We start from the raw sequence: 12792 nt of genomic DNA, 5'->3' as shown, positions 1-12792 counted from the left end.
TTCTTTCACCTCGATAATTTGTACTATTACTATGCCGGTTGAACCTTAAAGCATCACTCAAGGGAGCTAATGTCAAACTTAAATTTTGTGAATAAAAAAAGACCAGCCATTTGACTGATCTATCCACGTTAGGCCGATTTAATTGTTTGAAATACGCCACCAATTAATAGCAAGGCTGAAATAACATAGTACCCAACAATATAGGTCGAGCCCGTCCCTGCAATTTCTAAGATACCAGCAACGATCAAGGCAATGATGACCGACCAAGTGGCCAAATTGCCCCACGCCCAGAACGTTTTGTATTTTGGGGATTGGGCAATTGCTGGCTTAATGGTTACCACCAATACTTGCCAAATCAACACCGCTGCAGGTACTAACCATGCCCAATTCATTTTTGGCGACTGTACCCCGTGACCGAAATAGTTGTAAATCAGGTGGAAAACAAAGATAAATCCTGTCACACCCAACCACTTAAACGCCGTTTGATATTTTGCCATGTTCCCTCCTTACTCACTGTAGCCGAAGTACAACATATCTGACACCGCCCGTTCACTAGACTGGCCAGATCCACCAACTGGATTGTTAATCACCTTGCCATTGAGCACCATGGTTGATGATCCCCCGCCGTCCAAATTGTAGGCGTAGGTTGCCCCATGACTTTTCATGACATTTGCTAATTGATACAAAGACAGACCTGTCGATTCAGACGTTCGACCATCAGAAACCACCACCACGTAATGATTTTTACCAACCTGTCCAATTGCGGTACGTGGATTAGACGCCTGTGATTGACCAACTTCAGCGTCTTCAGAGACTGTCACTTTGCCGTTTTCAACCAGCGTTGGGCCAAAACTTAGCACCTGCTGGGCACCATTTTTAAGTAGTTCACTCGCCGTTTCATCGCTCTGATTAACTGACTTCATATTGCCGTCGCTATCAATAACTAACGCATCCGTATCAGTTGCCACAGTGTCGCGATACAATGTGCCATTACGCACAACATAACCAGTATCGCGGAAACCATAATAATCACCATTAATCGCAAAAATCGCATTATGCTCGCTTGCCATCGATGACGTTTTTTCAGTGTAGTTACGACCATATGTATTATTAGCCAAGGCCGTTTGTAACAAGCTCGGATCATCGACTGTTATGTCAGCCACATAGACCGTTGTGCCATCAACCCGTTCAGTTGTGACGTTAATATTCATGTGACTATCCTCATAGGACGTGGCCGTCTTTTTGACCGTACTTGAATCTTTCTTCGCGGTTGTCTTGACGGTTTGCGTGCTCGTCGCAATTGCTGTACCACTGTGCTGTAGCATAAACGTATCGACCAGTGTAAAACTCGTATAAACCGTCAAAATTGCGGATGTCACTAACGTTAACTTACGCTTCATGCGTTCTCTCCATTCGTGATTTGAAAACCAATTTCTTTTGTACTAAATAGCTACCAACAAATATTAAGGTGTCTACCATTATTTTCACCGGCACTGGATGCGGAATAAACGTATCCACCAGCTGTAATAAACCCGCTGATAAGACCATTTGAAAGGTGAATAGTGCGACATAGCGGCGACGATCACCAGTCGTATTTTGTGACTTAAACACCCATCGTTGATTTAGGATAAAGTTAAAAATACCAGAAATGAATTGGGCTAGCACTGACGCCCCTAACAAACTCATTGCGGAAGCCCCTTTAAACAAGGTCAGTAGCAAAACTGCAAACAGCGCAATATCAACCATCGCCGAACTCACTGATGAGAAGGCAAATTTCAAGAAGCGTTTGTATACCAATAAGGAATCACGAATTGGGTGAAAATGAGTGCCTTCATTGTTGCCTTCATAAATGGTTTGAATTGGCACCAGCGCTAAGCCGATGCTCCGTTCTTTTAACTCCAGCAACATGTTCATTTCATATTCAAACCGGTCACCGCTAATCTCACTCATCGCTGACAATGTGTTGCGGGGCAATCCACGTAAGCCAGTTTGGGTATCTGGTATGACTAGCCCCGTTGCAAATTGCGTCATCTTACTCGTTAATTTGTTACCCCAGTAAGATTTGGGCGGTACAGCACCCTTTTCAAAATTACGGACACCCAGAATCAAGTCATCTGTTCCCGATTCCAACTTTTCTGCAATCCGCATGATGTCAGAAATAGCATGCTGACCATCTGAATCGGCTGTCACAATGCCGGCTGTGTTGGGAAATGCTGTTTGGACGTACTTAATACCTGTTTTAAGTGCCACACCTTTCCCGCGATTCTGGTCATGTACTAGCACAGTGGCACCTAACTCTTCGATTTGCGCAAAAATCGTTTGGTAGTGGATGCCTGATCCATCGTCCACCACCACAACCGGACGATTAGTCGCTACCTGCAGACTCATCATCACGGTAATGAAATTTTCTGTTGGTTCATAGGCCGGAATGAGAATCACGGCCGCCGAATTATTAGTCTTTGTCATAAGGATTGCCTCTCTTTCGATTGTTTGCAATCATAATGAACCGACCAAAAGCCAAACTTCAGCGAAGCACAAACTAAACATAAAAGGCCGTGAATCTCTTGAATCTGTCTCAAGAAATTCACGGCCTTAAAATATAACCTTCAGTTGTTTACTTAACGTTGTAAGCTTGCAAATAACGGTGCGTTTGCAAGTCCAACCAGTATTGTGGGTTCAGGTCTTCACCGGTAGCATCACGCAATACTTGTGATGGGGTCTTTGATGCCCCGTATTGCCAAACATGTTCCTTTCGCCAGTCGAACAACGGTTGAATATCACCGGCCTCAAGCAAGGCATCAATATCCAACGTCTTCGCCATCTCGTGACGGAATTGGGCAGCATACAAGTGCCCCAATGCATATGATGGGAAGTAACCAAAGTCGCCCCCAGCCCAGTGAATATCTTGTAGGATTCCTGTCAAATCTGACGGTGGACGAATGCCAAGATACTCTTCATACTTTGCATTCCACAACTCAGGCAACGTTTCGACACCAATGTCATCATTGAAGATGGCCTTCTCAATCTCATAACGAATAATGATGTGCAATGGATACGTCAGTGGATCAGCTTCCGTACGAATCAAACTGGCTTGTGTCTTCATCCAGCCCTTGTAGAACGTTTCAAAATCTACATCATCTAGGACACCGTGGAAGGCTGCTTGCATAATTGGGTAATCATGGCGCAAAAAGGCTTCTGAACGGCCAATGACCACTTCATTAAAGAGTGACTGTGACTCATGAATACTCATCGCAATGGCTTTGTTAAATGGTGTGTAATCCCACTTTGGCGCCACGTTTTGCGCAAACAAACCGTGCCCCGCTTCGTGCAAAATACCCAGCACTGCCATTTGGAAATCATCGGTTGCCCAACGCGTTGTAATACGAGCATCATTGCGGTTCAAGTCTTGCATAAATGGGTGAATCGTATCGTCCAAGCGTCCCTTGTTTGGATCGTACCCCAAGCGAACCGCAGCATCCCAAACATACTCACGTTGATCAGCAATCGCCACATCACGGTGAAGGAAACTGTCATCTGGCTCAGTTCCTTCAGTTGCCAAACGATCGCGCAAGGCCACTACGCCCGCCTTCACTTCGTTAAAGACTGCGTCCAACTTTTCAACCGTCAAGCCAGGCTCAAATTGATTCAGCAACACATCATATGGTGTGGCCTCATCCTTGCGCCAGTACGTGATAAACTTGCGCTTCAAAGCAATCAATTGTTGGAGGTATGGCGCGTAGATGCTGTAATCATCTTGCTCACGAGCCTCTGACCACGCGTCTTGCGCTGATGAGCTCAACTTGTTAAAGGCAATATACTCGTCAGCCGGCACAACCGCATCGCGCTCATAATCTTCCTTGAACTTCGCAAACAAAGCTTGTTCATCATCAGAAATTTCTGAAGCATGTTCGTCAAAGTAAGCCACCAACGCTTTGGCTTGGTCACCAGTTGATACGCCCAAATATTTCTCTGTTAAATAACTTTGGAGTTCCGCACGGAATTCACCTGAATCCTTAGGCATCCCCGTTAGTTGATCCCAGCTGGCCAAAGCCATGGTTTCTTCCAGCAAGGCCTGTTCTTTCAATAGCGCACGTAAATCCGCACCTGTGTATGAGTCCGTCATCTCATAACCTCCGTTTTTAGTCGTGTCTTTATTCTAATTGAATTTTAATATAAAAACAAACCAGAAAAAAACTCACCAACCAAAGTCAGTGAGTTCAATCGATTTTAAAATTTCATGCCGTACTTCTTGTGGCTGTACCAACCGTAACCAATCGTCCAGGCGATACCACCAAAGGCCGCAATCATATCTGTCTTGTCCAAGAACAATGTTCCGAAGATGAACAAGAAGAACGCGAGCGTCAACGGACTAGCAATCTTGTAGAATGGCATCTTGAAGCCGTCTTCAATGTAGTCTACACTGGCGCGGTACTTGCGGTGGGCCAACATAATCAAACTATAGATAACCAACGTAATTGCCGCTGTAGCTGATGCGAAGAAGTTAAATGCTGATTCAAAGATTGGCAATGCGTTAATAATTGGCGTCAGCATAATCAAGATTGCTGAGAATAATACCGCACGTGATGGGATTGCCTTCATTGATAGCACCTTGAAGTATGATTGCCACTTCCCTGTGTTTTCCAAAGCCAAAGCGTAAACATCTCGCCCAGCTGAGTAAATCAACGTATTCAAGGCTGACATCGCTGCTGTCAAAACCACGAAGTTCAACAACGCTGCTGCCCAGTGAATACCGATCAACTTAAAGATAAACACGAATGGGCTTTGGTTTGATGGCAAGTAATGCCAATCATAAATTGACATGATAATTGCCAAGGCACCCACGTAAAAAATCAGGATACGGAATAGCACCGTGTTGATGACCTTTGGCATCACCTCGCGTGGGTTCTTTGTTTCCGCTGACATCAAACCAACGAATTCAATTCCAACGAACGCGAAGAAAACCATTGGGAATGCTTGCATGAAACTCATCCCCCCATTTGGGAAGAACTTGAAGTTATGCGTGATGTTCGCAAATGAAACTGGGCCACCATGTGCACCTGGTGCATTGAAACCAGTTAGCATCATGATAATTCCCGTTGCGATAATGCCTAGGATGGCAATAATCTTGATTGATGAGAACCAAAACTCTGCCTCACCGAAGAAATTAACGGCGAATAGGTTAACCCCCACCAGCAATATCATGACGACAATTTCGATTAACCATGCTGGTACATTTGGTAACCAGTATTGCACGTATAACCCAATGGCCGTCAACTCCGCCATGGCTGGCAAAATCAACGTAATCCAGTATGACCACCCCACAAAGTGCCCGGCACCTGGACCTAAGTACTTTGACACAAAGGCCACGAATGAATTGTTGTCGGGATCGGCGTAAAGCAACTCACCGATCGCACGCATCATAATATATAGGAAAATTCCTGTTAGTAAGTAAACAAATAGGATTGATGGTCCTGTCAGACTGATTGAGTCTCCGGCTCCCAAGAACAATCCTGTTCCAATTGTTCCACCAATCGCGATCATCGTCACGTGACGCTTTGATAACCCGCGATTTAGCGAATCAGGCGCGGCGTTTGTGTCTGCCATGCGCTGCCCCTCCTCTGAATAAATTCGCTATGATATACAAATTTATTTTCTCTTTTATTCTCTTTTTATTCATCAGCCAAAAGGCAAACCCTTTTGGCAACGAATAATATCATAGCACACCAGTGTATTTTTTTGCACTCTTTTTTGAATATTAGTGCATGTTTTTGCGTTATATGCATTCCGTGTTGTATATATTCAGAAGAAGCATTCTCAGCTTGATTTGTTCTACAGAAAAAACATCCAACCATGCGGTGTACCCACAAAGTTGGATGTTTTCTTTTTAATGTTGTGGATTGTAATTAACAATTGAACCATCTTCATTGATAACTTGACCATTGTGGTTTTGATCATCAAAGAAGAATGACAAAATCAGTTCAGCGGCATTTTCTGTCGTCCGAACGAAGTCACCTTGGATGTGGCCGTTCAAGTCAGTAGAAACAGCACCTGGCATCACGGCAAAAATCTCAACAGGCATGCCTTGTTGCTCGAACTCAAGACCGAAGTCCTTCGTCATCACATTAAGCGGTGCCTTAGCAGCCATATAACCAAGTGGGTGCCACCACTTACCTGGCTCAATTGGTGTTGAAACGTTAATAATCGTACCATTGTTCTTTTGTAGTACTGGCAAAAGTCCCTTCGTCAACTCGTATGGTCCGATGAAATCGACCTTATAGATATCAAGCAACTCTTGTGCTTCGAACTCCCACGCCGTACGTTCCATATCACCTGAAATACCGGCATTGTTGATTAACAAATCCAATCCGTCATAGTTCACGTTGATGTTTGCTACTGCTTCATGGATGCTATCCAAGCTAGCAACATCAATCAACAACAATTCTGCATTACCAAATGCTTGCAACTCGCTCACGGCAGCCGCACCACGCTCAGCATCACGTGCGCCGATCAATACGGTGTAGCCCTTTTGTAGCAATTGCGTTGCAATCGCATAACCGATTCCCTTGTTTGCACCAGTAACCAAAGCTGTCTTAGCCATTAATAATTTTCCTTCTTTCTTTAAAGCTCCATTATTATATAGCTATCACTAACGAAAAGTAAGGTCTTGAAATTATTAAAAAACCTGCTCTGACTAGCCTATTTATTCGTCGACTAGCCCCTTAACGTCGCCCGATTTGTCCTCGCACTAGCGCGTCATCGTATGACTTTGCCAAGTTCATTGGAATCGTCATTAGGAATTCGGCCATATCAGATAGATTAACCCCTACCATGACAACACGACGCTTGCGACTTTGCAAACGGTGCTCAACAACCGTGTACAACATTTGTTCGTCATGTGTGCGTGGTGCAAGTTGGATTGCTGATGTGGTTGGAATTGATGCAATGCGTTCGTCGCCATCATCTAGTTCGTTAAAGTAGCTCGCTGTTTCAGTCAGAGCGACCGGCACCTTGAAACGCAATTCCAACTCATCCCCATTGTACGAGACTTGCACCGTGTGCAACTCAAACACCCCAGTGCCGTCTAAATCATCATTTAATTCGTCGACCAGCGGACGAATCTCAGTCATCAATTCACGATTGAAAAACTTCTCAGCGCTTTCAGTCGTCCCTTGTCCACTCATTTGGTAGCCCACATATGGATCTTCGTGCTCTGTCAAAATGTTATCGACGACGTGATTAATTTCAAACTTCATATTTCTTCTCTTTCTTAAGTTATAAAGCAACAATGCTTGGTTCAAAGCCCATTTCTTGTACGAATTTCATAGCATCGCCAGTATTGATAAACCACGTTTGTGTGTTGTCATTAGGGTGAAAAACGAGCGTTTCCGTCGACATTATTTGCTTATCAAAATAGACATGAACATCATGATCAACATTATTCAGTAACCCAAAGATAGATACACTCCCAGGTGTCACACCAAGTTTGAGCTTTAGTCGTTCTGGTGACGCCATGCTAAGTCGTGTCGACTGGACTGTTGATTGGAATTTCTTCAAATCCAGTCGCGCACTATCAGACATAACGACTAAGTAATACTCGGTTTTATTACTGTTATTAAGGAGCAACGTCTTTGTTCGCGTTCCCGCATATCCGGCAATCAATTTATCAGCTTCTTCAGTGGTGAAAACTGGCGGATGTTCAACGCTAGTGTAATCAATACCTAACGATTTAAGCTTCTGAGCAACTTGTTCAATTGGCGTCATATTGGATTCCTTTAGTTTTTGCTTGAGATGATTAGTTAGTTGGATTTTTAAATTATCCCTATTATACAGTTCTCAGTCATTAAGTAGTAAATACAAAAAAACACCCAACCAAGGTTGAGTGTTTTTTCAGTATTGAATTGCTTAAAATTAAGCCAAACCGTACTTCTTGTTGAACTTGTCGACCGCACCATCGGCAGTAGTAAACTTTTGCTTACCAGTGTAGAATGGGTGTGAATCTGACGTAACTTCAACACGGATCATTGGGTACGTAGCACCTTCGAACTCGATCGTCTCGTTTGAAGTACGAGTTGAACCAGTCAAAAGCTTGTAACCAGTAGTTGAATCAACGAAAACCACTTGGTGGTAATCTGGGTGAATATCAGCCTTCATCGTGTTTCTCCTTATCGCCCTAGTACATTGCGTACCAGAGTCAGTTTATTTAACCTGAATATAATACCATAACTTCGAAGAGAATGGTAGTCTCTCAACCAAAGAAATTTGCAGAATATTCACAATTAGTGATTAGCACCCTTTGCGAATTCTGTATCATCTTCAGCCTTAAGCACCGCCATAAAGGCTTCTTGTGGCACATCAACCGTACCGACCGCCTTCATGCGCTTCTTTCCACGCTTTTGCTTATCCAACAACTTGGCACGACGATCAGGGTCACCCGTGTGAAATCTTTGAGGTAACGTCCTTACGGTACGCCTTAATCGTTGAACGTGAGACAATCTTTGAACCGATTGCAGCTTGCACTGGAATTTCAAAGTTACGACGTGGGATGATTTGCTTCAACTTAGCCGTAATAATACGTGATCGCTCTTGGGCGAAGTCCTTGTGCACGATAAAGCTCAAGGCATCGACCTTATCACCGTTCAACAAGATATCAATCTTAACCAAGTCAGACTTGCGGTATCCTGAAATCTCGTAATCCAATGAAGCGTAACCACGTGTGTTTGACTTCAACTTATCGAAGAAGTCAAAGATGATTTCTGACAACGGAATGTAGTACTTCACATTAACACGGTTTTGGTCCAAGTAATCCATTGTATCGAATTCACCACGCTTTTGTTGTGCCAATTCCATAACAGCCCCAACGTATTCGTTAGGCACCATGATTTGTGCATGTACGTATGGCTCTTCAATCCACTTGATGGCACTAGCTTCAGGCAACTCTGATGGGTTGGCCACTTCAACCATTTCACCGTCCGTCGTGTACGCATGGTACGTTACAGATGGCGCCGTCGTGATCAGTTCCATATCGAATTCACGTTCAAGACGCTCTTGCACAACGTCCATGTGCAACAAACCTAAGAATCCAGTACGGAAACCGAATCCCAATGCTTGTGACGTTTCAGGCTCAAATTCCAATGACGCATCGTTCAATTGCAACTTTTCAAGCGCTTCACGCAAGTCGTTGTACTTTGAGTTGTCCGTTGGGTACAAACCTGAGTACACCATTGGCGTCATTGGTTGGTAACCTGGCAACGCTTCAGCCGCTGGGTTCTTAACTGACGTAATCGTATCACCAGGGCGTGCGTCACGAATGTTCTTAATTGAGGCAGCGACATAACCAATATCACCAGCCATCAAGAAGTCACGCTTCACAGGGTGTGGTGAGTTCACACCAACTTCTGTGATTTCGTATTCTGCACCTGAATTCATGAAGCGAATCTTATCACCCGGCTTCATAACCCCTTCCTTCACACGAACGGTCAAAATAACACCCTTGTATAAATCGTAGGCTGAGTCAAAAATCAACGCTTGCAATGGCGCTTCCAAGTCACCCTCTGGTGCAGGAATCTTCGCCACGATTTGCTCAAGCAATTCTGGAATACCAATTCCTTGCTTAGCTGATGCCAAAACAGCTTCAGATGCATCAATACCGATAACATCTTCAATTTCAGCACGGACAGCCTCAGGATCAGCAGCTGGCAAGTCAATCTTGTTGATCAATGGCAAGATTTCCAAGTCGTTTTCCAACGCCAAGTAAACGTTTGCCAACGTTTGGGCTTCAACACCTTGGGCGGCGTCAACAACCAAAATGGCACCATCGGCCGCAGCCAATGAACGAGACACTTCATAAGAGAAGTCCACGTGACCTGGCGTATCAACCAAGTGGAAGATGTACGTCTCGCCGTCGTTTGCCTTGTAGTGAACTTCGACCGCGTTCATCTTAATCGTGATACCACGCTCACGTTCCAAATCCATCGTGTCGAGCAATTGATTTTGCATCTCACGCTCAGTAACCGTGTGCGTCGCTTCCAAAATACGGTCTGAAATCGTCGACTTACCATGGTCAATGTGAGCCACAATACTAAAGTTACGAATGTGAGATTGGCGCGCCTTCATTTCTTGAATGTCCATTATTTATCGCGCTCCTATTCTGTCTAATTTTTCTGTCCCTACCATTATACAGGGTATTTCGGTGCCTGACGATAGTAAAAAGAGACCAATCCGCCTAGATTAGCCCTTTCGCTTTACTTCTTGGTCACGTCCTTGAATTCGCCTTCCAGGACTTGTGCCTTGTTGCGCATTTCATGGTCGTGACGTGCTTTACGTGATTGTGTGTAAACAAACAATCCGACCAGAATCAAAATAATCAAAAACCACATACTTGTTCTCCTAGTGTGTTACGGTCCAATTCAACATTTTTTGAACATGGGCAACATCAGGATCATCTGAGCCCCCAAACAATGTTTCACCCGTATTCATGGTAGCAATTTGCGCCATTTCATCAGTCGTTAGTTCAAAATCAAATACATCCAAATTAGATGCCATTCGTGCCGGCTTCATTGACTTTGGAATCGTGCTGATACCTCGTTGTAGTAGCCAACGCAAAATAACGTGGCCAACTTCTTTGCCGTGGTTCTCAGCAATCTTAGTCAAAATTGGTGAATGGAACACATCATGCATTCCTTCCGCAAACGGTGCCCACGCTTCAACCAAGATACCTTGTTCTTGGAAGTATGCCACCTTCTCCGCTTGTTGGTGGAAAGGATGGTTTTCAATTTGGTTCACCATCGGCGCGATATCGTTCAATGCCACAAATTGCGTCATCAACGCCGGTGAGAAGTTCGACACACCAATTGCACGAATACGACCGGCTTTATAATCTTCTTCTAGCGCACGCCAAGCACCCCAGATATCACCAATTGGGTGGTGCAACAACACCAAATCCAAGTAATCAGTTCCTAGCAATTCCAATGAACGTGCGACAGAAGCCTTTGCTCCCTCGTAGCTCATGTCTTGCACCCAAACCTTGGTTGTCAAAAACAAGTCACGACGGTCAACGTCACTTTCAGCAATTGCGCGACCAATATCGCCTTCATTGTCATAAATCACAGCTGTATCAATCATGCGATAACCGGCCACAATGGCATCCTTTACTGCTTGGGTAGCGTCAGCGCCTTGCACTTGCGCAACACCGTACCCAAGTACCGGCATCTTTACCCCATTTGCTAATGTTCGAAACTCCATTTTTAATTGCCTTCTTACTCTGTTAATACCCTGTATTATACGCTTCTAAAATGAAAAAACACGGCAAAATCGCCGTGCTTTTGTTTACAAAATTGGCGTCAGCAAACGTGAGAACATTTGCTTAAACTTACGCCATCTTGATTGGTTATCGAAGTATTGACGGGTCAAACGGGTTGAAACGCGCAAATCCTTTTCGAAAATCTGATTCATTTCAGCAGCCAATCGACGACTGTACATGAAGGCGTTCACTTCAAAGTTCAAAGCGAACGACCGAATATCCATGTTGGCACTACCGACCGACACAATCTTATCGTCAATCACCAATGTCTTAGCGTGCAAGAAGCCCTTGTCATACGCATAGACTTCGGCACCTGCTCGCACCATTGCTCGTGCATAATATTCCGTCGCGCGATAAACAAACGGGTGATCCGGCATGCTAGGAATCATAATTCGCACCTTCACCCCTGAACGTGCGGCCACAGACAACACATCCATAATCGCTTGGTTCGGAATAAAGTACGGTGATTGAATCGTGATACTTTCACGGGCAATTGCCAGCATGTGCAAATACCCTTGATAAATTTGCTTTGAATCCGACTCTGGCCCGGATGACACAATCTGCATCGCAACATCCCCAGCTTGCGTACTGTCTGGGAAATAATCATTACTGAACTGCAACTTTTCTTCAGTTGTCGTCGCATTCCAGTCCATGAAGAAGCGACTTTGCATCGCTAATACCGCGTCACCTTCGACACGCAAATGCGTATCACGCCAGTAACCGAACTTCTTTTTCTTGCCCAGATATTGGTCTCCCACGTTAAAGCCACCGATGTAGCCGATATTACCGTCGATAATTACCAGCTTGCGGTGATCGTGATTGTTCACGCGGAATGAAAAAGGCTGCCAATCATGAATCAAAAACGTTTCAATTTGGCCACCAGCGTCATGCAAGCGCTGGAACATCTTCTTGTGGCGACCACCTGATCCCCACATGTCATAAATGACACGAACACGCACGCCTTCAGATGCTTTCTTCGTCAACAAATCAACCAACTGATTACCGATTTCATCGTCATAAATCGTGTAGTATTCAACATTCACGTGATGCTTGGCTTGTTCGATATCTGCAAACAATTGGGCAAACTTCTCTTTACCATCCGTAATGACCGATACGTGATTTTCATTTGTGAAAATCGCTTGCTCATTATTCAGGAACAACCGAACAAACGCCTGTTCCTCTTGATAATCAGCCGTGGCAATGTGTGCCATTTGTTTCTTTTGCTTCTTAGCAATGCGGTCAATACCCATGACGCGTTGCGTTCGAATATCAAAAATGCGCTTATTTGATAACTTACGTCCAAAGAAAAAGTAAAATGCGAACCCAAAAACTGGGAACAACAACAGCACCAGCATCCAAGCCCATACCGTCGTGATATCACGATTTTTATCGCGGAAAACCGTGACAATCGCTCCTAACGTATTCGCAATCAACAAGACGATTAGCGCAATATTTATCCAATGTTCTATCATTGCTAATCCCCACTTTCCTAC

General features: G+C 44.4%; 12 protein-coding genes and 1 pseudogene. All 13 read right to left on the bottom strand.

Annotated features, from left to right (window positions below; genetic code table 11):
* Positions 1 to 128: 128 nt before the first annotated feature.
* On the bottom strand, positions 129 to 497 hold the full coding sequence (locus tag OIT45_RS08825; RefSeq protein WP_199403760.1) for a hypothetical protein: 369 nt from the start codon (positions 495 to 497) through the stop codon (positions 129 to 131).
* A 9-nt stretch (positions 498 to 506) separates the two neighbouring features.
* A complete protein-coding gene (locus tag OIT45_RS08820; protein WP_199403761.1) occupies positions 507 to 1400 on the bottom strand; it encodes a phosphodiester glycosidase family protein in 894 nt (297 codons plus the stop codon).
* On the bottom strand, positions 1390 to 2466 hold the full coding sequence (locus tag OIT45_RS08815; protein WP_264340000.1) for a bifunctional glycosyltransferase family 2/GtrA family protein: 1077 nt from the start codon (positions 2464 to 2466) through the stop codon (positions 1390 to 1392). Before OIT45_RS08815 ends, OIT45_RS08820 begins: the two co-directional genes overlap by 11 nt.
* Before the next feature lie 148 nt (positions 2467 to 2614).
* On the bottom strand, positions 2615 to 4123 hold the full coding sequence (locus tag OIT45_RS08810; RefSeq protein WP_199403763.1) for a carboxypeptidase M32: 1509 nt from the start codon (positions 4121 to 4123) through the stop codon (positions 2615 to 2617).
* A gap of 104 nt (positions 4124 to 4227) precedes the next feature.
* Positions 4228 to 5604: an amino acid permease gene (locus tag OIT45_RS08805; RefSeq protein ID WP_199403764.1), complete on the bottom strand. Its 1377-nt coding sequence runs from the start codon at positions 5602 to 5604 to the stop codon at positions 4228 to 4230.
* 280 nt (positions 5605 to 5884) lie between these two features.
* Complete coding sequence (locus OIT45_RS08800; RefSeq protein ID WP_199403765.1) at positions 5885 to 6598, bottom strand: SDR family NAD(P)-dependent oxidoreductase; 714 nt, start codon at positions 6596 to 6598, stop codon at positions 5885 to 5887.
* Between the two features lie 121 nt (positions 6599 to 6719).
* Complete coding sequence (locus OIT45_RS08795) at positions 6720 to 7253, bottom strand: hypothetical protein (protein WP_199403766.1); 534 nt, start codon at positions 7251 to 7253, stop codon at positions 6720 to 6722.
* A gap of 19 nt (positions 7254 to 7272) precedes the next feature.
* Positions 7273 to 7761 carry a prolyl-tRNA synthetase associated domain-containing protein gene (locus tag OIT45_RS08790; RefSeq protein ID WP_199403767.1) on the bottom strand — a complete coding sequence of 163 codons (489 nt, stop codon included), beginning with the start codon at positions 7759 to 7761 and terminating at the stop codon, positions 7273 to 7275.
* 147 nt (positions 7762 to 7908) lie between these two features.
* Positions 7909 to 8151 carry a type B 50S ribosomal protein L31 gene (locus OIT45_RS08785; RefSeq protein WP_003610245.1) on the bottom strand — a complete coding sequence of 81 codons (243 nt, stop codon included), beginning with the start codon at positions 8149 to 8151 and terminating at the stop codon, positions 7909 to 7911.
* Between the two features lie 125 nt (positions 8152 to 8276).
* Positions 8277 to 10113 (bottom strand): annotated as a pseudogene (gene lepA, locus OIT45_RS08780) (translation elongation factor 4).
* 128 nt (positions 10114 to 10241) lie between these two features.
* Entirely contained in the window at positions 10242 to 10376 is a 135-nt protein-coding gene (locus OIT45_RS08775; protein WP_003610241.1) for a hypothetical protein, read from the bottom strand.
* 10 nt (positions 10377 to 10386) lie between these two features.
* The gene (locus OIT45_RS08770) at positions 10387 to 11241 is read right to left on the bottom strand and encodes an aldo/keto reductase (RefSeq protein WP_199403768.1); all 855 of its coding nucleotides are present in this window, start codon (positions 11239 to 11241) and stop codon (positions 10387 to 10389) included.
* Between the two features lie 84 nt (positions 11242 to 11325).
* Positions 11326 to 12771, bottom strand: a complete 1446-nt coding sequence (gene cls, locus OIT45_RS08765; protein WP_199403769.1) for a cardiolipin synthase — start codon at positions 12769 to 12771, stop codon at positions 11326 to 11328.
* Positions 12772 to 12792: the final 21 nt, after the last annotated feature.

Origin of the sequence: Weissella sp. LMG 11983 (assembly GCF_025908495.1) — a bacterium.
GTDB classification, from domain to species: domain Bacteria; phylum Bacillota; class Bacilli; order Lactobacillales; family Lactobacillaceae; genus Weissella; species Weissella fermenti.
Note: the sequence above shows the minus strand (reverse complement) of the source record. Positions and strands in the feature narration are given on the sequence as shown.